At 74.6% G+C, this 20300-nt stretch carries 19 protein-coding genes and 1 pseudogene; 16 read left to right on the forward strand and 4 right to left on the reverse strand.

Annotated elements, in window-relative coordinates; all coding sequences use genetic code 11:
• Positions 1-57: 57 nt before the first annotated feature.
• On the reverse strand, positions 58-1227 hold the full coding sequence (locus ABT247_RS20580; RefSeq protein WP_350744269.1) for a sensor histidine kinase: 1170 nt from the start codon (positions 1225-1227) through the stop codon (positions 58-60).
• Positions 1228-1568: 341 nt separating this feature from the next.
• Between ABT247_RS20580 and ABT247_RS20585 the strand changes: the two genes are divergently transcribed.
• The 11 genes from ABT247_RS20585 (at position 1569) to htpX (ending at position 13074) form a co-directional block, all read left to right on the forward strand.
• Entirely contained in the window at positions 1569-1985 is a 417-nt protein-coding gene (locus ABT247_RS20585) for an NADH-quinone oxidoreductase subunit A (RefSeq protein WP_350744253.1), read from the forward strand.
• A complete protein-coding gene (locus tag ABT247_RS20590) occupies positions 1976-2614 on the forward strand; it encodes an NADH-quinone oxidoreductase subunit B (RefSeq protein ID WP_350744254.1) in 639 nt (212 codons plus the stop codon). The genes ABT247_RS20585 and ABT247_RS20590 overlap by 10 nt, the downstream gene beginning before the upstream one ends.
• Positions 2611-3822: an NADH-quinone oxidoreductase subunit C gene (locus ABT247_RS20595; protein WP_350744255.1), complete on the forward strand. Its 1212-nt coding sequence runs from the start codon at positions 2611-2613 to the stop codon at positions 3820-3822. The genes ABT247_RS20590 and ABT247_RS20595 overlap by 4 nt, the downstream gene beginning before the upstream one ends.
• Complete coding sequence (gene nuoH, locus ABT247_RS20600) at positions 3819-4778, forward strand: NADH-quinone oxidoreductase subunit NuoH (protein ID WP_392902834.1); 960 nt, start codon at positions 3819-3821, stop codon at positions 4776-4778. Before ABT247_RS20595 ends, nuoH begins: the two co-directional genes overlap by 4 nt.
• The gene (locus ABT247_RS20605) at positions 4775-5350 is read left to right on the forward strand and encodes a NuoI/complex I 23 kDa subunit family protein (protein ID WP_350744256.1); all 576 of its coding nucleotides are present in this window, start codon (positions 4775-4777) and stop codon (positions 5348-5350) included. The genes nuoH and ABT247_RS20605 overlap by 4 nt, the downstream gene beginning before the upstream one ends.
• Complete coding sequence (locus ABT247_RS20610) at positions 5347-6096, forward strand: NADH-quinone oxidoreductase subunit J family protein (RefSeq protein WP_350744257.1); 750 nt, start codon at positions 5347-5349, stop codon at positions 6094-6096. The genes ABT247_RS20605 and ABT247_RS20610 overlap by 4 nt, the downstream gene beginning before the upstream one ends.
• On the forward strand, positions 6096-6470 hold the full coding sequence (gene nuoK, locus ABT247_RS20615) for an NADH-quinone oxidoreductase subunit NuoK (protein ID WP_350744258.1): 375 nt from the start codon (positions 6096-6098) through the stop codon (positions 6468-6470). Before ABT247_RS20610 ends, nuoK begins: the two co-directional genes overlap by 1 nt.
• Entirely contained in the window at positions 6467-8527 is a 2061-nt protein-coding gene (locus ABT247_RS20620) for an NADH-quinone oxidoreductase subunit 5 family protein (RefSeq protein ID WP_350744259.1), read from the forward strand. The genes nuoK and ABT247_RS20620 overlap by 4 nt, the downstream gene beginning before the upstream one ends.
• 143 nt (positions 8528-8670) lie before the next feature.
• Positions 8671-10269 (forward strand): complex I subunit 4 family protein, encoded by a 1599-nt coding sequence (locus ABT247_RS20625; protein WP_350744260.1) that lies wholly within the window; start codon positions 8671-8673, stop codon positions 10267-10269.
• Between the two features lie 56 nt (positions 10270-10325).
• Positions 10326-11882, forward strand: coding sequence for an NADH-quinone oxidoreductase subunit N (locus ABT247_RS20630; RefSeq protein ID WP_350744261.1), 1557 nt, complete (start codon positions 10326-10328; stop codon positions 11880-11882).
• Between the two features lie 328 nt (positions 11883-12210).
• Positions 12211-13074, forward strand: coding sequence for a zinc metalloprotease HtpX (gene htpX, locus ABT247_RS20635; RefSeq protein ID WP_350744262.1), 864 nt, complete (start codon positions 12211-12213; stop codon positions 13072-13074).
• A 65-nt stretch (positions 13075-13139) separates the two neighbouring features.
• On the opposite strand, the gene ABT247_RS20640 is transcribed toward htpX, so the two are convergent.
• Positions 13140-14594 (reverse strand): aminotransferase-like domain-containing protein, encoded by a 1455-nt coding sequence (locus tag ABT247_RS20640; protein WP_350744263.1) that lies wholly within the window; start codon positions 14592-14594, stop codon positions 13140-13142.
• Here ABT247_RS20640 and ABT247_RS20645 point away from each other — a divergent pair.
• The 3 genes from ABT247_RS20645 (at position 14593) to ABT247_RS20655 (ending at position 17004) form a co-directional block, all read left to right on the forward strand.
• Positions 14593-15501 (forward strand): DMT family transporter, encoded by a 909-nt coding sequence (locus ABT247_RS20645; RefSeq protein WP_350744264.1) that lies wholly within the window; start codon positions 14593-14595, stop codon positions 15499-15501. The genes ABT247_RS20640 and ABT247_RS20645 overlap by 2 nt on opposite strands.
• A gap of 117 nt (positions 15502-15618) precedes the next feature.
• A complete protein-coding gene (locus tag ABT247_RS20650; protein ID WP_350744265.1) occupies positions 15619-16044 on the forward strand; it encodes a BlaI/MecI/CopY family transcriptional regulator in 426 nt (141 codons plus the stop codon).
• A gap of 3 nt (positions 16045-16047) precedes the next feature.
• Positions 16048-17004, forward strand: coding sequence for a M48 family metalloprotease (locus ABT247_RS20655; protein ID WP_350744266.1), 957 nt, complete (start codon positions 16048-16050; stop codon positions 17002-17004).
• Positions 17005-17013: 9 nt separating this feature from the next.
• On the opposite strand, the gene mug is transcribed toward ABT247_RS20655, so the two are convergent.
• On the reverse strand, positions 17014-17565 hold the full coding sequence (gene mug / locus ABT247_RS20660; RefSeq protein ID WP_350744271.1) for a G/U mismatch-specific DNA glycosylase: 552 nt from the start codon (positions 17563-17565) through the stop codon (positions 17014-17016).
• A gap of 101 nt (positions 17566-17666) precedes the next feature.
• Positions 17667-18665: a phosphatase PAP2 family protein gene (locus tag ABT247_RS20665; RefSeq protein ID WP_350744267.1), complete on the reverse strand. Its 999-nt coding sequence runs from the start codon at positions 18663-18665 to the stop codon at positions 17667-17669.
• 298 nt (positions 18666-18963) lie between these two features.
• Here ABT247_RS20665 and ABT247_RS20670 point away from each other — a divergent pair, with 298 nt between their 5' ends.
• Positions 18964-19449: a hypothetical protein gene (locus tag ABT247_RS20670; RefSeq protein WP_350744268.1), complete on the forward strand. Its 486-nt coding sequence runs from the start codon at positions 18964-18966 to the stop codon at positions 19447-19449.
• A 119-nt stretch (positions 19450-19568) separates the two neighbouring features.
• Positions 19569-20300: pseudogene (locus ABT247_RS20675) on the forward strand (hypothetical protein); the annotation flags it as partial.

The following is a 20300-nucleotide window of genomic DNA, read 5'->3' on the forward strand; positions in this document are numbered from 1 at the left end:
GCCCCGTCCACTGCCTCGACGGGGCCCCGGCGCTTCGTCCGTCCCGTCCCGGGGCGGTCAGCGACGGGCGGTGCGGGTGCGCCAGGGCAGCTCGACGGTCACGGTGGTGGGGCCGCCCTCCGGGCTGTCCACCAGGAACACCCCGTCCACCGCCCGGATCCGCTCCGCCAGCCCGGCCAGGCCGCTGCCCGGGTACGGGGCGGCGCCGCCCTTGCCGTCGTCCTGGACCAGCACCATCAGCTGGTCGTCCGAGCGCCAGACCTCGACCGAGGCCGTCCGGGCACCCGCGTGCTTGGAGACATTGGTCAGCAACTCGCTGACCGTGAAGTAGGCGATGCCCTCGACCGCGGAGTCCGGGCGCTCGGGCTCGCCGTCCTTCCCGGCCAGGTCGACGTTCACCCGGACGCCGCCGGGGACGGTGCAGCGGGCCGCCACCGCGGACAGCGCCGCGTCCAGTCCGCGGTCGGTGAGCACCGCCGGGTGGATGCCCCGGGCCAGGTCGCGCAGCTCCTGCAGGGCCAGCTTCACCTCGCCGTGCGCGTTGTCGACCATCCGGGCGGCGGCCGCCATGTCCTCCTCGGACTCCACCTCGCGCAGCCGCTCCTTGGCCATGCCGAGGTCCATCGCCAGCGCGACCAGCCGGGCCTGGGCGCCGTCGTGCAGGTCGCGCTCGATCCGGCGCAGGTCCGCGGCGGCGGTGTCGACCACGGTGCCGCGGTCGTCCTCCAGCTCGCGCACCCGCTCGGCCAGCGCGCCCGGGAAGAGCAGCGCCTCGACCAGCATCCGGTCGACCGCCGCCATCGCGCGCACCACCCAGGGCAGCACCGGCCACAGCACCACGACCGACACCAGGGACAGCGTGAAGCTGAGGATGCCCCACGGCAGCATCAGCACGTTGTAGAGCGCGGAACGCCAGTTCAGCAGGTCGGTGACGTGGGCGATGGTGAAGCCGACCGCCCCCGGGCGGCGCGGCCGCACCGGCTCGGGGTCGTCGATCGCCGAGCCGTACGCCGCCCGTGCGCGGCGCCGGCCCAGGCCGCCCAGGGTGCGGGAGGCGGCCAGCCCGCCGGCCAGCAGCGGCAGGCCGACCACGGTGACCGACAGCCCCAGGCCGATCGAGAGCGTGGCGACCGCCAGGACGAAGCCGGCGATGCCGAGCGGCAGGTTGAGCATCAGCCGCCCGACCTGGTGCCACATCCGCGCGCCGTACAGCGGCGGGTGTTCCATCCGGCGGTACTGCTCCTCGATGGCAGCCCGGGCGCGGTGGTGCAGCGGCTTCATCGGATCATCCGTCCCTGTCGGTCGAGCTGGTGGACCAAGCTTCCCGAAAGGGGGACGGGCGGTGCCATGGGGGTGATACATCTTCCCGGGCGGGGGTTATCCCCACCCCCCGCCCCGGCTCCCGGCCGCGCGCCGTGGTGTCCACCAGCTGTCTTGCGGAGCGGGCGGGGTTCGGAGGCAGCGGAGCCGTCCCCTTAGACTCACGCATTGGCCGGGGTTAAGAGCGTGCGAGGAAAGTCGTAGAACTGTCTTGAGGACGGTTTCACGGCCGAGGTGGAGGCGAAGGCATGGAGGGGCAGCAGGTGGCTGCCGTCGCGGCCGACCCGGCGGTCGGCAGCGGCTACTTCGACGCGTACGCCGCGATGGGCCTGCTGGCCGTCATCGGCGTGCTCTTCGTCGCCGTGGCGTTCACCGCCAACCGCCTGCTGCGGCCGGTGGTCTACTCACCCGAGAAGCTCCTCGCCTACGAGTGCGGCGTGGACCCGGTGGGCGAGGACTGGGCGCACACCCAGGTCCGGTACTACGTGTACGCCTTCCTGTACGTGATCTTCGCGGTCGACGCGATCTACCTGTTCCCGTGGGCGACGGTCTTCGCCAGTGCCGGGTACGGCGCCGGAACGCTGATCGAGATGTTCCTCTTCATCGGGTTCCTCGCGGTCGGGCTGCTCTACGCCTGGAAGAAGGGCGTTCTGGAATGGACGTGACGCACACCCACTCGCACGGCGGCCAGGGCGGTCCCGTCCCGCTCGGCCTGCCGGACCCGTCCCGTCCCGGCGCCGTGGAGCGCCGCGGCCTCGGCCCGCTGGCACGGCTCGCGCCCGACCCCGTCAAGGTCGTGCTCAACTGGGGCCGCCGCTACAGCCTCTGGTGCTTCAACTTCGGCCTCGCCTGCTGCGCGATCGAGTTCATCGCCGCGTCGATGGCCAAGCACGACTTCATCCGGATGGGGGTCATCCCCTTCGCGCCCGGCCCCCGCCAGGCCGACCTGATGATCGTCTCCGGCACCGTCACCGACAAGATGGCGCCCGCCGTCAAGCGCCTCTACGAGCAGATGCCCGAGCCGAAGTACGTCATCTCCTTCGGCGCCTGCTCCAACTCCGGCGGCCCGTACTGGGACTCCTACTCGGTGACCAAGGGCGTGGACCAGATCATCCCGGTGGACGTCTACGTGCCCGGCTGCCCGCCCCGGCCCGAGGCGCTGCTCCAGGGCATCCTCAAGCTGCAGGAGAAGATCGCGGCCGAGTCCCTGCCCGGTCGCTACACCGCGCCTCCGGCGGCGCTGCGGCGTCCGCTGGTCGCCGGGCCGGGTTCGCCGGAAGGGGGAGCCTCGTGACGTCCGCCGAGCAGTACGCGGCGTCGGTCGGGGAGTGGGCGACCGGCGCCGAGGCGTACGGGCTGATCACCGTCGACGTCCCGGCCGAGCGCTGGATCGAGGCGCTCACCAACGCCCGGGACGTCCTGGGCCTGGCCTTCTTCGACTGGCTGAGCGCCGTCGACGAGCTCGCCGACGGCTTCTCCGTGGTCGCGCACCTGGCCGCCGTCGAGGCGCCGGGCGTGCGCCACCTCGCGCTGCGCACCCGGGTGCCGCGCGACGGGGCCGCGCTGCCCAGTGCCGTCGCGGTGTACGCGGGCGCCGCCTGGCACGAGCGCGAGACCCACGAGATGTTCGGCATCGACTTCCCCGGGCACCCCCACCTGGTCACCCTGCTGCTGCCGGACGGCTTCGAGGGGCACCCGCTGCGCAAGGAGTTCGTGCTCGCGGCGCGGGTCGCCAAGGACTGGCCGGGCGCCAAGGAACCGGGCGAGTCGGACCACGGCGGCGGCCCGGCCCGGCGCAAGATGCAGCCGGCCGGTGTGCCGGACCCGAACGAGTGGGGGCCGCTCAAGGGCACCCTGCCGCCGGTCGCCGAGCGGCCGGCGCGCGGTGCGCGGGCGGCGGGCGCTGCGGGGCGGACGCCCCGGGCGGCTGCGGCCGGTGCCGCGGCCGGTGCTTCGGCTGCGGCCGGTGCTGCGGCCGGTGCCGGTGCCGGTGCCGAGGGCGGGCCCGCCGTTCGGGCGGACCGGCCGCGGCGGACGCGGTCGGTGTCCGAGGGGTCGGCGAGTCAGGCGGGTGCCGAGACGCCGGTGGCCGCCGAGGCCCCGGCTGCCCCGGCCGCCGCTCCCGCCGAGGGCGCGCCGCCGGTGCGGGCGGACCGGCCGCGACGGACCCGCTCGGTGTCCGAGGGGTCGGTCAGCCAGGCGCCCACCGAGGCCGCCGGGTCCTCCGAGGCCGCCGGGTCCACCGGGTCCGCCGCCGAATCCGCGGCCGGGCCCAAGGCCCCCGCCCGGCCCCGGTCCTCCGACGCCCCCTGGCACAACCCGGTGCCCGCCCACGACGAGCAGCCGTCGGGCGAGCAGCCGGAGAAGCCGAAGGGGCCGGAGGAGCCGAAGGATCCGAAGGAGCCGAGGGGACCGGAGGCAGCAGGCGACCAGGGCGACCAGGGCGCACAGCGGGACGGGACCTCGGCCGGAGCGGCCGACCAGGACGGAGACGGCGCGTGAACCTGCTCGACACGGTGCTCCGCTGCGTCGCCACCCTCGTCGTCTTCCTGCTCTTCCCGCTGGTCATCGGCCAGACGGAGCACAAGGTCATGGCGCACATGCAGGGCCGGCTCGGCCCGATGTACGCGGGCGGCTTCCACGGCTGGGCGCAGCTCGTCGCCGACGGCGTGAAGTTCGCCCAGAAGGAGGACATCGTCCCGGCCGGGGCGGACCGCCGGATCTTCCAGCTGGCGCCCGCCGTCTCGCTGCTGCCGTACCTGTTCGTGCTGCTGGCGATCCCGGTCGGCCCGAACGGGTTCGTCGGCCAGGCGATCGACGCCGGACTGTTCTTCGTGCTCGCCGTGATGGGCGTCGGAGTGATCGGCAAGCTGATGGCCGGTTGGGCCTCGGCGAACAAGTTCTCGCTGCTCGGCGGTCTGCGGACGGCCGCGCAGCTGATGTCCTACGAGCTGCCGATGGTGCTGGCGGCGGCCTCGGTGGCGATGGCCGCCGGCACGCTGTCGCTGCCCGGGATCCTGGACGCCTGGCAGTGGTACTGGCTGCCCTGGCAGCTCATCGGCGCCTTCGTGTTCTTCACGGCCGGTCTGGCCGAGCTCCAGCGGCCGCCGTTCGACATGCCGGTCGCCGACTCGGAGATCATCTTCGGCGCGTACACCGAGTACACCGGGCTGCGCTTCGCGCTGTTCCTGCTGTCCGAGTACGTGGGCATCCTGGTGGTGTCCGCGCTGACGGCGGTGCTCTTCCTGGGCGGCTGGCACGGGCCCATGGCGGACCAGCTCGGCTGGCTCTGGATGCTGCTCAAGACCTTCGCGCTGGCCTTCGTGGTCATCTGGCTGCGGGTCACCTACCCGCGTCTGCGCGAGGACCAGCTGATGCGCTTCGCCTGGGTGGGGCTGATCCCGCTCGCGCTCGTGCAACTGGCCCTCACCGGCATCATCAAGGTGGCGATCTCATGAGTTTTCCCGGTGTCGGCCTGGCCAAGGGGCTGGCCGTGACGCTGCGGACGATGACCAGGAAGAGCGTCACCGCGCAGTACCCCGACGTCCAGCCGGTGCTGCCGCCGCGTTCGCGCGGTGTCATCGCCCTGCTGGAGGAGAACTGCACGGTGTGCATGCTCTGCGCGCGGGAGTGCCCGGACTGGTGCATCTACATCGACTCCCACAAGGAGACGCTGCCGGCCGCCGAGCCGAACGCCCGGGCCCGTACCCGCAACGTCCTGGACCGCTTCGCCATCGACTTCTCGCTCTGCATGTACTGCGGGATCTGCATCGAGGTGTGCCCCTTCGACGCGCTGTTCTGGTCTCCGGAGTTCGAGTACGCGGAGACGGACATCCTCGAACTGACCCACGAGCGGGAGAAGCTCCGCGAGTGGATGTGGACCGTCCCGGCGCCGCCGGCCCTGGACCCGGGGGCCGAGGAGCCGAAGGAGATCGCCGCCGCGCGCAAGGCCGCCGACAAGCTGGCGGCTGCGGCCACTGCCGCCGCCGCTGCCGAGGCGGCCCCGGAGGAGAAGGGTGACGACGCATGACCGCCGCTGCCACGCTCCTCGCGGCGACCGGCTCGCTGGAGCCGGCCGCCCGTTCGTTCCTGTCCCCGACCGGTCAGGAGATCGTCTTCCTGCTGGTCGGCATCGCGGTGCTCGGCTCGGCCGTCGTCGCCGTCACCACCCGGCAGCTGGTGCACGCCGCGCTCTGGCTGGTGGTCGCGCTCGGCGGGCTGGCGGTGGAGTTCCTGCTGCTCACGGCCGAGTTCATCGCCTGGGTGCAGGTGCTGATCTACCTGGGCTCGGTGGTCGTCCTGGTGCTGTTCGGACTGATGCTCACCAAGGCGCCGATCGGCCGCTCCCCGGACGCCGACTCCAAGAACCGCTGGGTCGCCCTGGTGGTGGCGCTGGCCTCGGCCGGGACGCTCGTCACGCTGGTCGTCGACGCCTTCCGGACCTCCTGGATCGACCTCGGTCAGGGCGGCGGCTCCGCCTCCGTCACCGGGGCCAGCCTGTTCCGCCACTGGGTCCTGCCCTTCGAGGCGCTGTCCGTGCTGCTGCTGGCGGCGCTCGTCGGTGCGATCGTGCTGTCGCGCGGCTCGGGGCGGCGGGTGCCGGCGCCCCGGGCGGGCCGGGTGCGCGCCGGACGGCCGGTCGGGTCCAACGGGACGGTCGCCGCGACCGCGCCGCGCACCGCTCCGGGGGGCGACGCGCCTGGGGCCGGCACGCCGGGGGCTGCCGCTCGGGAGGGCGCCGCTCCGCCCGCGTCCGCTGCGTCGGAGGAGAGCTGATGCACCTCGCCTACCCCGTCGTCCTCGCCGCGCTGCTGTTCAGCGTCGGCGTGTACGGCGTGCTCGCCCGGCGCAACGCCGTCCTGGTGCTGATGTCCGTCGAGCTGATGCTCAACGCCGTCAACCTCAACCTGGTCGCCTTCGACGCCTGGCTGCGCGACTCGCTGCATGCCGGGCAGGCGCTCACCCTGTTCACCATCACCGTCGCCGCCGCCGAGATCGGACTGGGGCTCGCCATCGTCCTGCTGCTGTTCCGGGCCCGGGGCACCGCGGACATCGACCGGGCCACCGCGCTCGGCGACCCGGCCGAGACGCTCCCGGTCGAGGAGGCGCCGAACGGAGCCGAGGCGCTGAAGGGCCAGAACGCCGCATGAACCTCGCCCTGCCCGCCCTCGTCCCCGCACTGCCGGCGCTGGGCGCCGCCGCGACCCTGGCCGCCGGTAGGAAGGCGCCCGGGCTGGCCCGGCCGCTGGCGATCGTCCCGGTCGCCGTCTCGGCCGTGCTCGCCCTGGTCGTCGCCCTCCAGCTCGGCACCGGACAGGCCCTGGACGCCGCCACCCGGCTCACCCCCACCGGCGGACCGGACGTCGCGCTCGCCCTCCACCTGGACGGCTTCAGCTCGCTGATCTCCGTGCTGGTCGGCGTGGTCGCCACCTGCGTCCAGGTCTACTCGACCGCCTACCTCAAGTCGGACCCGCGCTACCCCTCGTACGCGGCGCTGGTCTCGCTGTTCACCGCGGCGATGTTCCTGGTGGTCTACTCGGGCGACCTGATCGTGCTGCTGGTCGGCTGGGAGGTCATGGGCGTCTGCTCGTACTTCCTGATCGGCCACCACTGGGAGACGGCGGACGCCCGCTCGGCCTCGCTCAAGGCCTTCCTGGTCACCAAGCTCGGCGACGTCCCCTTCCTGTTCGGGATCTTCCTGCTCGGCGCGGACGCCGGCAGCTTCCGGATCCCGGACGTGCTGGCGGCCGCGGGCGAGGGACGGCTCGGCCACCCCACGCTGACCGCCCTGCTGCTGCTCGCCGGCGTGGCCGGGAAGAGCGCGCAGTTCCCGCTGCACACCTGGCTCCCGGACGCGATGGCCGGTCCGACGCCGGTCTCCGCGCTGATCCATGCGGCCACCATGGTCGCGGCCGGCATCTACCTGGTCGCCCGGCTGCTGCCGGTGTTCCTGCTGTCGGGCGCGGCGCTGGTCGTGCTCGCGGTGATGGCCGCCGTGACGATGATCGGCTCGGCGCTCTGCGCCCTCGCCCAGGACGACCTGAAACGGGTGCTCGCCTACTCCACCGTCGGCCAGCTCGGTTACATGGCCGGTGCGCTGGCCAGCGGCGACCGCGAGGCCTCGGTGTTCCACCTGGTCAGCCACGGCGCGTTCAAGGCGCTGCTGTTCCTGGCCGCCGGTGTGGTGATCCACGCCGCACACACCAACTCGCTGTCCGCGATGTCCCGGATCCCGGGGCTGCGCAAGCGGGTGCCGGACGCCTACTGGACGATGGGCATCGCGCTGGTCGCCCTGGCCGGGCTGCCGCCGTTCTCCGGCTTCTTCAGCAAGGAGGCGGTGCTGACCGCCGCCGAGCACGCCGCCAAGGGCGAGGCGCTGACCAACGGGCTCGGACCGGCCTCCGCGGTGCCGGAGGCGGCCGGGTGGATCGTGCTGATCTCGGCCGGGCTCACCGCGCTGCTGACCGGCGCGTACGCGACCCGGCTGTTCCTGGTCGCCTTCCACAGCCCGGCCGGCGCCGCGACGGCGGCGCCGGAGGTGCTGCCCGCCGCCGACCGCGCCACCGTGGTGGCCGACCACGAGGCCGACGCGCCGTACTCGCCCGAGCTGGACGAGGCCGACCCGGCCACCGCCGAACCGCCCGCGATGCGCTGGCCGCTCTGGGTGCTGGCCGTGCCGACCATGGGCTTCGGCGTCGCCGGGCTGCGCTCGGACTGGCTGCCCGCGCTCCTGGACGGCGGCTCGCTGCGGCCCACCGGGGTCACCGCGGTGACCGGCACCGGGCTCGCCGTGGTCGGTGTGCTCGCGGCCTACGGGGCCTGGCGCTCGACCACCGCGCGGGCGGCCGCCGGCCGGCCGGCTCCCGCCCCGGTGGGCCGGGTGCCCGAGCAGGCCGGAGCCCCGGCCGTCGAGGTGATCACCGCCGACCCGGGCCGCACCCTGCTCGGCCCGCTGTTCGGCCCGGCCCGGCACGGCTTCGGCGTGGACCGGCTGTACCACGCGCTGTTCGTCCACCCGGTGGCCGCCGCCGCCCAGCTGGTGAGCTTCCTCGACCGCGAGGTCGTGGAGGGCTACGTGCAGGGCAGCGGGATCGGCGCCAACCTGCTCGGCCGGGCCGTCCGGCTCGCGCAGACCGGCAACGCGCAGACCTACCTCAGCGCCCTGCTCGCCGGTGTCGTCCTGCTGGCCGTCCTGGTGGCGGTGTAACCGGTGCCGATCTCCTCCACCTCCGCCGTCCGTACCTCCGCCGTCCGTACCTCCGCCTCCGGCATCTCCGCCGTCCGTACCTCCGCTTCCGATACCTCCGCCTCCCGTACCTCCGCCTTCGGCACCGCCCCTAGGAGCACCCGATGAACGCGGTCCTCATCGCCCTCCTGGTGCTGCCCCTGCTCGGCGCCGCGGCCACCCTGGCCCCGGTGTTCGGACCGGACCGGGCCGTCGCGGACCGGCGGGCGCTGCGGCTGAACACCGTCGTCACCGGCGCGGTGTTCCTGCTCGCCGTCGCCCTCGCGGCCGGCTTCGACCACGACCACCCGGCCCGGATGCAGGCCACCACCGACCTGTCCTGGATCCCCGCCCTGCACGTGCGCTTCCACCTCGGCGTGGACGGCGTCTCGCTGCCGCTGATCGTGCTGACCGCACTGCTCACCTTCCTCTGCGCGCTGTACTCGGAGAAGCGGCTGCCGGGCGGGCAGACCCGGGACGGAGCCCCCGGAGCCCCCGGAGCCCCCGACGAGTCCCGTCCCTCCGCCCAGGCCTTCGTCGGGCTGTTCCTGCTGCTCGAGGTCGGCATGCTCGCCACCTTCGCGGTGCTGGACCTCCTGCTCTTCTTCCTGGCCTTCGAGATCGTGCTGATCCCGATGTACTTCCTGATCGCCCGCTGGGGGAGCGGCGCGAAGGTCCCGGCCGCCAACCGGTTCATCCTGTACACGCTGCTCGGCTCGGCCGTGATGCTGCTCGGCTTCCTGCTGGTCGGCAGCAAGGCCGGCACCTTCGACATGCAGGCCCTGGCCGCCGCGCACGGCAGCGGGCTGAGCCACACCACCCAGGTGATCGCCGCGCTGGCGATCCTGGTCGGGCTCGCGGTCAAGGCCCCCGCCTGGCCGCTGCACAGCTGGCTCCCCGACGCGCACACCGCCGCCCCGACGGTGGGCTCGGTGCTGCTCGCCGGTGTGCTGCTGAAGATGGGTACGTACGGTCTGGTCCGCGTCCTCCTCCCGATCGTGCCGGGCGGCACCGCGACGCTCGCCCCCTACCTGGGCGCCTTCGCGGCCGTCGGCATCGTCTACGGCTCGCTGGCCTGTCTGGCGCTCGCCCGCCCCGGATCCAAGGGCGACCTCAAGCGCCTGATCGCGTACTCCTCCGTCGGTCACATGGGTTTCGTGCTGCTCGGCATCGCCTCCCTCACCCCGGTGGGCGTCAACGGCGCACTGTTCGCCAACATCGCCCACGGTCTGATCACCGGCCTGCTGTTCTTCGTCGTCGGCGCGCTCAAGGACCGCTACGGCACGGCCGACCTCGACACCCTCTCCGGCACCACCGGCGCGGCCCTCTACGGCCGGGCGCCGCGGATCGGCGCGCTGCTCGCCTTCGCCGCCGTCGCCAGCCTCGGCCTGCCCGGCCTGGCCGGCTTCTGGGGCGAGGTGCTCGCGATGTTCGGCGCCTTCCACCCCGCCGACGGCCTGTCACGCCCCGCGTTCGTCACCTACATGGTCCTGGCCGGCCTCGGCACCCTCCTCACCGCCGCGTACCTGCTGATCGTGGTCAAGCGCGTCTGCATGGGCGATCCCCGGCAGCCCGCGCCGGTCGCCGAGCTGGCCGACCTGCGCCCGTACGAGGCCGTCAGCTGGACGCCACTGGCCGCGCTCACCCTGCTCGCCGGCCTCTGGCCCGCGCTCCTGCTCAGCCTGTCCGACCCCGCCGTCAAGCACCTCCTCGGGGGTGGCTGACCGTGCTCGCAGCCCAGACCGCCGCACTCGGACCTCACTCCACGGGGCAGCACACTGTGACCTCCCTCGCCGTAGCCAACCCGGGCAGCCTGATCCAGTCCGTGGACTGGGTGGCGATCGCGCCCCCGCTGATCGCCGCCGTGGCCGCCCTCGCCGTGCTGGTCGCCGACCTGTTCCTGCCCGAACGGCACAAGAAGTGGCTCGGCCGCCTCACCGCCGCCGGACTCGCCCTCGCCCTCATCGCACTCCTTCCCCTGACCGGGGGATCACCCCGGGCGACCTTCTGCCTGCAGAACGTAACAGCGACCACTGACAATCCGGTCCCCGGCGGCTGCTCGTACGTCGCCGACCACTTCGCGCTGGTGTTCCAGCTGATCGCCCTCGGCGGCGCGCTGATCGCGGCGCTGCTGTCGGCACACACCGTCGAGGACGAGCGGCTGCCCCGCGGCGAGTACTGGTTCCTGCTGCTCTCCAGCGCCACCGGCGCCGCCCTGCTGCCGGCCTCCCGCGACCTCGCCACCATGGTGATCGCCCTGGAGGTCGCCTCGCTGCCCGCCTTCGCGCTGGTCGCGCTGCGCCGGGACGGCCGCGGCGCGGAGGCCGCGCTCAAGTTCTTCGTCTCCTCGGTGACCGCGACGGCCGTCATGCTGCTCGGCATCGGCTTCGTCTACGCGGCGAGCGGCAGCCTGCACCTGGGCGCCGTCGCCCAGGGCCTGGAGCACGCGCCCGGCCAGCTCAAGCCGCTGGCCGAGGCGGGGGCGGTGCTGACGCTGGTCGGCTTCGCCTTCAAGGTCGCCGCCGTCCCGTTCCACTTCTGGGTGCCCGACACCTACACCGGTGCGCCGCTGCCGGTGGCGGGCTACCTCTCGGTGGTCGGCAAGGCGGCCGGCCTGTCCGGCCTCGCGCTCGCCACCACCCTCGCCTTCCGCCCGTACGCCCACACCTGGGGCCTGGCGCTCGCCGTGCTCGCCGCCGCCACCATGACGGTCGGCAACGTCGGCGCGCTGCGGCAGCGCTTCGACACCCGGTACAGCGCGGTGCGGCTGCTCGCCTGGTCCTCGGTCGGCCAGGCCGGGTACCTGCTGGTGCCGCTGGCCGCGGCCGGCTACGCGCCCACCGGCGCCGACCCGCTCGGAGCCACCGCCGCCTACGCACTGATCTACGGCGTGGTGAACCTCGGCGCCTTCGCGGTGGTCGCCGCCGTCGGCCGCCGGGCCGGGGCCAGCGTGGACGACTTCCACGGCCTGTTCGCCCGCAACCGCTGGACGGCGCTGGCGCTGGCGTTCTTCCTGCTCTGCCTGGCCGGGCTGCCGCCGGGTGTGATCGGCCTGTTCGGCAAGGTCGTGGTGTTCCGCGCCGCGGTGGACGCCGGGCTGGGCTGGCTGGCCGTGGTCATGGCCGTCAACGTGGTCGTCGCCCTGTACTACTACCTGCTGTGGACGGCCCGGCTGTTCGCCCCGGCGGACGCCGCCCGGGCGGAGACCGAGGGCGGCGCCCCGCGCCGACTGCCCCTCACTCTCGGCGCCACGCTGGGGCTGACCGCCTCGGCGGCCGTCGTGCTCTCGGTCGCGCCGCAGCTGGTCCTCCAGGTGGCCGGCGGCACCCTGTTCTGAGCCTGGGCGAAGTTCTGAGCCCGGGCGAGACCCGGCCGGCGGTGCGGGCCGGCTCGCGGGCGCCTGCGGACCCTGACGAGGGCGCTGCGGGCCGGGCCCCGGGCGCGATCCAGGATCCCGGACGCGGGCCGGCCTCCGCACGCGGCCCGGCTCCCGGCTGCCGGCCGGCTCCCGGGCGGTCGTGCGGACCCCAACCGGGCAAGTGCGGCAGGGCCCGGGCGGGTGTCACGTCGGTCACAAGGGAACAAGGTCCCGTGCCCCACCCGTTGAGCGGGCAAGAGGGACGAGGCAGAAAGGGCTTCCCCACCGCACCACTGGAGGGCCTGACGTGCACAGCCGGCACAACGGACTGAGGACCGCCGTCCTGCTCGGAGGCCTTTCGGCACTGATCCTGGTGATCGGCTCCTTCTTCGGCCGGACCGGCTTCGTGATCGCCCTCCTGGTCGCCCTCGGGACCAACGCGTACGCCTACTGGAACAGCGACAAGCTCGCGCTGCGGGCCATGCGCGCCCGGCCGGTCAGCGAGTTCGAGGCACCCGGGCTGTACCGGATCGTGCGCGAGCTCTCCACCAGCGCCCGCCAGCCGATGCCCCGGCTCTACATCTCCCCGACACCGGCCCCGAACGCCTTCGCCACCGGCCGCAACCCGCGCAACGCGGCGGTCTGCTGCACCGAGGGCATCCTGCAGATCCTGGACGAGCGCGAGCTGCGGGGCGTGCTCGGGCACGAGCTGAGCCACGTCTACAACCGGGACATCCTGATCTCCTCGGTCGCCGGGGCGCTGGCCTCCGTGGTGATGTTCCTGGTGAACTTCGCCTGGCTGATCCCCTTCGGGAGGGACGACGACGAGGACGGCCCCGGGCTGTTCGGGATGCTCGCGATCATGATCCTCGGCCCGCTCGCCGCCGGGCTGATCCAGCTGGCGGTCAGCCGGTCCCGCGAGTACCAGGCCGACGCCGACGGAGCCCGCATCACCGGTGACCCGCTCGCCCTGGCCAGCGCCCTCCGCAAGCTCGACGCCGGCACCCGCCGGCTGCCCCTCCCGCCCGAGCCCCAGCTGCAGACCGCCAGCCACATGATGATCGCCAGCCCGTTCCGCCCGGGCGAGGCCGGCGCCCGGTTGTTCTCCACCCACCCGCCGATGACCGAGCGGATCGCCCGACTGGAGCGGATGGCGGGCTACCGCGGCTGAGGGCCCGGCGGGCGCTCGGGCCCGGCCCGGCGTCACGTGCACGGCACGGCCGGCCGGACAGGGCCTCAGCCCGCGAGTCCCTCGTACGCCGTCCGCAGCCGGTGGACCCCCTCCGCCACCGCCGCCGGGCTGTCGGCGGCGGCGTAGCTGAGGCGCAGGTGGGGGGCCGGGGGCTCGGCGGCGTGGTACGGGCGACCGGGCGTGACCTGGACGCCGCTGCGCACCGCGGCGGCGGCCAGGGCGGTGTCGTCGGTGCCGTCCGGGAAGCGCAGCCAGAGGTGGTAGCCGCCGGGGCGGTGGTCGCCGAGCACGCCGGGGAGCTCGCGGTGGAGCGCGGCGACGGCGGCGGTGCGGCGGTCGCGCAGTTCGGCGCCGAGGGTGCGCAGGTGGCGGGCCCAGGCCGGGTCGGAGACCAGCTCGAGGGTCGCCTCCTGGAGCGGCCGGGGCACGAAGAAGCTGTCCACCACCTGGGTGGCCCGCAGCCGGGCGAGCGCGGGGCCGCGGGCGGTGAGGGCGCCGACCCGCAGGTTGGGGGAGGCGGCCTTGGTCAGGGAGCGCAGGTGCACCACGACGCCGTCCCGGTCGTCGGCGGCCAGCGGGCGCGGCAGGGCCGGAGCGTCCGCGTGGACCAGCAGCCGGGCGAAGTCGTCCTCGACCACGAAGGCGCCGGCCGCCCGGGCGATCCGCAGCACCTCCGTCCGGCGCTCGGGGGAGAGCACCGCGCCGGTCGGGTTCTGGAACAGCGGCTGGCAGACGAACACCCGCGCCCGGGTGGTCTCGAAGGCGTCGGCCAGCAGGTCCGTCCGCACGCCCTCCGCGTCGATCGGGACGGGCACCGGCCGCAGCCCGGCCGCCCGGACCACGGCGAGGATGCCCGAGTACGTCGGCGACTCGACCAGCACCGGGGAGCCGGGCGCGGCCAGCGAACGCATCGCCACGGTCAGGCCGCCCTGCCCGCCGGAGGTGATCAGGACGTCCCCCGCGCCGATCGGCCCGGCCGGGCCGCCGATGTCGCGGGCGAACCAGCCGCGCAGCTCGGTGAGGCCGTCGGTGGGCGGCCGGTCCCAGGCGCCCGGGCGGCGCCCGGCCCGGGCCAGGGCGCCCGCGAGCAGCCGCTCGGGCAGCATCGAGGCGTGCGGGTAGCCGCTGTTGAGGTCGATGACGTCCGGCGGCGGCACCCGGAGGGTGGCGAAGACGGGCGCGGCCAGCAGGTCCCGCGGGTCGCGGTCGGCGCTGAGGGCGATCTGCTGCCAGGAGAGGTCACCCGGCCGCGCGGCCGGGGCCGCCGTGCCCGCCGGGGCCGCGGCGAAGGCCGCCGCCCGGAACACCCCCGCGCCGGGCCGGGAGACCACCAGCCCCTCGGTCACCAGCACGGCGATGGCCCGGGAGACCGTCACCGGGCTGACCTGGTGGCGCTCCACCAGCACCCGGCTGGAGGGCAACTTCCGCCCTTCCGGATAGCGCTCCACCTCCCGCCGCAGACTGTCGGCGAGTTCGGTGACGCTGCTACGCTCGTTCATGACGGCACAAGATAGCGCTACCCTGCCCCGGGCGATAGCACCTCAGCACGGCACCGCCCCCGGCACCGCCCTCGCCGCCCTCGGGGTGGCCTCCTTCTCGCTCAGCTTCCCCGCCACCGCGTGGTCCCTGACCGGCTTCGGCCCGTGGACCTCGACCGGACTGCGCGGCGCCCTGGCCGGCCTGCTGGCCGTGCTCTACCTGCTGGCCACCGCCGCGCCGCTGCCGACCCGCCGCCAGTGGCCCGGTCTGCTGGCCGTCTCCGGCGGCTGCGTGCTCGGCTTCCCGCTGCTGACCACGCTGGCCCTGCGGACCTCCTCGACCGCCCACTCGGCGGTGGTCATCGGCGTCCTGCCGCTGGCCACCGCGGTGGTCGCCGCACTGCGCACCGGGCGCCGGCCGTCCCGGGCGTTCTGGGCGGCGGCGCTGGCCGGGGCGGCGGCCGTGCTCGCCTTCACCCTGCTGCAGAGCCACGGCCGGCCGACCGTCGCCGACCTCTACCTGTTCGTCGGCGTGGTGGTCTGTGCGGCCGGCTACGCGGAGGGCGGCCGGCTCTCCCGGGACATGCCGGGCGCGCGGGTGATCGCCTGGGCGGTGGTGGCCGCGCTGCCCGCGATGGTGCTGACCTCGGCGTTCGGCCTGGCCACCGAGCCGCTGCGGGTGGGGGCGAAGGCGCTGGTCGGGCTGGCGTACATCGCCGCGGTCTCGCAGTTCGGCGGGTTCGTGCTCTGGTACCGGGGGATGGCCGGGATCGGTGTGCCGAGGGCCAGTCAGCTGCAGCTCGCCCAACCGCTGTTGACCCTGGTCTGGTCGGTGCTGCTGCTGGGCGAGGACCTGCCCGCGGCCGCACCGGTCACGGCGGTGGTCGTGCTGGTCTGCATCGCGGTGACCCAACGGGCCCGGGCGTGACGGCCCGGCGGGGCCGCCCCGAACCCTCGTCCGGGAGCCGTTCGGGGCGGCCCCGCTCGCTAGGATGAAGCCGCGCCCCGTCGGTCCGGGCGCGGCATCCGGAGGGAGTGGGCCGCCATGGCAGACGAGGGGCACGCTCCGGCGTCCGGGGAGGCTCCGGCCCGCCGCCGCGGCCAGGGCGAGCTGGAGGCACAGGTCCTGGCGGTGCTCCAGCAGGCGCCCGGCCCGGCCACCGCGGGGTGGGTCCAGGAACGCCTGGACGGTGACCTGGCGTACACCACGGTGATGACCATCCTGTCCCGGCTGCACGCCAAGAACGCCGTCTCCCGGAGCCGTTCCGGCCGCTCCTACCTCTGGCAGGCCTCCGCCGACGCCGCCGGGCTGGCCGCGCTGCGGATGCGCCGGATGCTCGACGGCGAGGCGGACCGCGACGCCGTCCTGGCCAGCTTCGTCAGCGCGCTGCTGCCGCACGACGAGGAGCTCCTGCGGGCGCTGCTGGACGCCGCCTCCGCCGATCCGGCAGCGGCCGACCGCGAGAGCTGACCCGTGGGCCTCTTCGTCTTCCTCCCGCTCGTCCTGCCGCTGACCGCGGTGCCGATCGCCCGGCTCACCGAACAGCACCTGCACCCGCGCGGCGCGACCCGGCTGCTGACCGCGATCAGCGCCGTGATGGCGGTGTGCAGCGTGCTCTGCCTCGGGCTGATCGGTGTCGTCGGCACCGCGCAGATCCCCGGCAACCCGCTGCCGGACAGCTGGTCCGACCCGGAGGTGCGGCAGGCGCTGCCGTACCACGAGACGGTCGGCACGGCGGCGATGTGGCTGCTGGCGGCGGTCGGCCTGGCCTGCGCCCGGACCCTCGGGCGGCACCTGCGGGTCCGCGCCCGGGCCCGGCGGGCGCTGGCCGGGCTGCCCCACGGCCCGGCCGGGGCGGACGACCTCGCGGTGCTGCCGGACGCGAGCCCCTACGCCTACGCGCTGCCCGGCTCGCCCGGGCGCGTGGTGGTCTCCACCGGCATGCTGGACGGCCTGGCCGAGGACGAGCGCGCGGCGCTGCTCGCTCACGAGCGGGCGCACCTGCGCCACCGGCACCACCGCTACCTGCTGGCCACCCAGCTCGCCGGCTGCGTCAACCCCTTCCTGCGGCCGTTGCAGGCCGCGGTGGCGTTCAGCGCCGAGCGCTGGGCGGACGAGGAGTCGGCGCAGGCGGTGGGGGACCGGCGGGTCACCGCGCGGGCGGTCGCCCGGGCCGCGCTGGTCTCGCACACCGTGCCGGCGCCCGGCTTCGCGGCCTTCGCCGCCCCGGCCGCCGCGCCCGGTCCGGTGCCGCGCCGGGTGGCGGCGCTGCTCGGCCCGGTGCCGACGGCCCGCAACTGGCCGCCCGCCAAGACCCCGGCAGGCCTGGCCGCGATGGTCGCCGCGGTCGGTACGGCGGCCTCGGCGCTGTGCGCGCTGAACGCGGCGGTGGCCCTGCTGGTGGTGCTGAAGGCCGTCACCCCGCTCTGAGCCGGCGGCTCAGGCCCCGGACCGTTCGAGGCTCTCCCGGAGCTTGCGGAACTCCCCGGCCAGCGCGTCCAGGGTGTAGTGGGCGTTGAGCCCGCTCGGATTGGGCAGCACCCACACCTCGGTGTCGCCGATGCCCTCCGGCTGGCGTCCGATCACGACCTGCCGCCGGTCGAAGGCCGTCCGGTAGGCGCCGATGCCGAGCACCGCCAGGACCGCCGGCCGCAGCCGCAGCACCCGCTCGACGAGCGCCGCGCCGCCCGTGCGCAGTTCCTCGGCGGTGAGCTCGTCCGCCTTGGCGGTGGTGCGCGGGGCGACGTTGGTGATGCCGAGGCCGAGCGCGAGCAGCTCGCCCTGTTCGTCGGGCCGCAGCCGGCGCTCGGTGAAGCCGGAGAGGTGCAGGGCGGGCCAGAAGCGGTTGCCGGGGCGGGCGAAGTGGTGGCCGGTGGCGCCGGACCACAGGCCCGGGTTGATGCCGCAGAACAGCACCCGCAGGCCCGGTCCGATGACGTCCGGGATGGTGGTGTCCTGGGCGGCCCGCAGTTGCTCGGGAGTGGGCCTCATGGGCGGCCGGGTCGGCTGCTCGGGGGTGCTCCTGGTCGGCGGCCGGGTCGGCTGCTCGGGGGTGGTCCTGGTCGGTGGCTGGTTCGGCGGGGGCTGCGCGTTCACGCGGCCAAGTCTGCCGTGGCCGAGGCCCGCACCGTACGGCGGTCGCGCAGCCACCGCAGCCCGAAGACCGCCACGGCCGCGTACGTCCAGCCGGCGAGGACGTCCACGATGAAGTGCTCGGCGCCGTAGACCAGGGTGAACGCCATCGCGAGCGGATAGGCGACCAGCAGCGCCCGCAGCCAGGGCCGGGCGGTCGGCCAGAAGAAGAACAGCAGCATCGCCGGGTAGGCGGAGTGCAGCGAGGGCATCGCGGCGACGTCGTTGGCGAACTGGCTGCCGTTCTCCAGCAGCGAGTCGGCCTGCGGCAGGCCGAGGGCGGAGATGGTCTCCCAGACCACCCGGTGCAGCGGCGGGAGGTTGCCCTGCTGGGCGACCAGCCACGGCGGGTCGGCCGGGTAGAGCAGGTAGGTCGCGAAGCCGGCGAAGGTGAGCGTGAAGTAGCAGGCGAGCAGCTGCCGGAAGCGGTGGTGGGCGCGCCGCCAGAGCACCGCGAGGAGCACGAAGACCACGAGGAAGTGCGAGAGGTACACGGCCGTCACCGCGTAGTCGTACCAGTGCGGTGAGCCGGGCGTGAGGAGCGCCTGCTGGAGCCGTACCGTCCAGGTCCCGCCGAGTCCGAGCAGTTCGTCGGCGCGCAGCTGGGGCAGCCAGTGCGGGGCCCACGGGGTGTGCGCGCCGTAGCCGCGCAGCAGCGAGTACGCCCAGACCACGGCCATGACCGGCACCCAGTCGCGCAGCACCAGCAGGAAACCGCGCCAGCCGTGCCCGCTGTGCACGGCGGCGGTGAGCAGCGCGCCGATCAGCCAGAGGAACACCACGTCGTTGGCGAAGGCCATGCCCTGGGTGCTGACGAACCAGACGAGGGCGGTCAGGTAGACCGGCCACGCCAGCAGCCGCAGTCTCGCCAGCCCGCCGCGGCGGTGGCGATCGGTCAGGGGGCGCAGTCGCCCGGCCCGCGCCGGTGACGGTGGGGCCGGGCTGAGCAGCTTGGTCATGCTCACCGAAACTAGCAACGGAAACTTGAAGGACCCTGGGTGAACGATGACCGGCTCGTAAGAAAGACCCACGGTTGGGTCAATACGCCCGGTGCCGGCCCTTCGCGAAGATTGTCCGGAGGCGGACGCACGCCCCGCTCCGTCGGCGGGAGCGGGGCGACGGCGGGGAACGGAACCGGGCTCCGGCCGTGACCGGACGCGCACGGGCACCGGTGCGGGCGGGGGCGCGGGCACCGGCGCGGGCACGGAATCATAAATTCCGCGCCCACTGTCAGTGCCGTGGGACACCATGACCAGCATGTCCTATGAACTCCAGGCCCTGATAGGCACGTTGGAGCTGCTGACGGTGGCGGCGGCGGAGGTCCCCGCGGCCCGGGTGGTGCCGTTGGCGCAGGGGCTGGCCCTGATCCCGGTCACCTCCGCCGTGCTGGCCTCGCTCCAGGGTGACGACGCCGTGGCCAAGGCCGGCGGCGGGACGGGCTTCGGGTGGCACTCGGACGGCTTCGAACTGCGGCTCGCCGCCTGGTCGAAGGCCGGGCCGATCGCCTGCGTCGAGGCCGAGTACTCCGGTGGGAGCGGCACCCAGCGCGCCGCCGTCTGGGAGGACGGGCGGGTGGCCCTCGGCCCGCTCACCGGCGGAGGAAACGAGTGGGGCCCCGAAGGCAGTCCGATCTCCCGGGCGCTGCGATGGCTCGGCGCGGACGTCACCGCGGGCCGGGTGGACGAGTTCGACGCGGTCGGACTGGCCGCGCACCGCAGCACGGGAGACTGGGCCGAGGCCTGAGGGCGTGCCACCGGACGACGCGCCACCGGACGGCGTACGTGCGGTGGCTGTGGGTGAGCGCGCGGCCGCACGGTGTGAAGCAGGAGACCTCCTGATCCGCACCGAGAGGAAGCAGTACCATGCGTGCCACCCGGATGGGCCCCGCACTGACCGCAGCGATCGCGCTGGCCATGATCGCGACAGCATCCGCCGGCGCCGCAGGCGTCGCGGCAGCGGTCCCACGTACCCCCGCCCCCGTCGTTCCCTCCGCGCCGAACACCCTGCCGGTCGCCCTTCCCGGCGTCCTCCCGGTCGCCGTCCCGGCGCTGCCGAGCACCCTCCCGGCGGCCGACCCCTCCCTCCCGACCGTCCCGACCGTCCCGACCCTCCCCGACCTCCCGGCCCTGCCCAGCACCCCCGCCGTCCCCACGGTCCCCGCCGGTCAGGACCCGACCGCGGCCCTCGGAGCGGTCGACGACCTCGTCAAGCTGATCACCGACCTGCTGTCGACGCTGACCTCGGCGCTCCCCGACTCCGGCGTCATCCAGCAGCTGATCGCCAGCCTGGAGGCCATCCTCCAGGGCCTGCTCGGCCAGCTGTCCACCTCGTCGTCCGCGACCACGCCGACCGCGCCCCAGGCTCCCGGCGCCACGAACACGACCGCGACCACGACCAAGTCCGCGGACCCGGCCGCCGTCGCGAACCTCCGGCAGCAGCTCGAGGCCCTGCGCGCCCAGGCGCAGGCCCTGGCCGCCGCCCACCCCCGCCCCGCCGCCGGCCGAACCCCGCACCGCTCCCCGTCTCGTCGCCACCGACCTGGACGGCACCCTGCTCTGCACCGGCGGCACCGTCAGCGAACGCACCGCCGCGGC

The sequence above is a fragment of the Kitasatospora sp. NPDC001539 genome (assembly GCF_040298565.1).
Taxonomy (GTDB): Bacteria; Actinomycetota; Actinomycetes; order Streptomycetales; family Streptomycetaceae; genus Kitasatospora.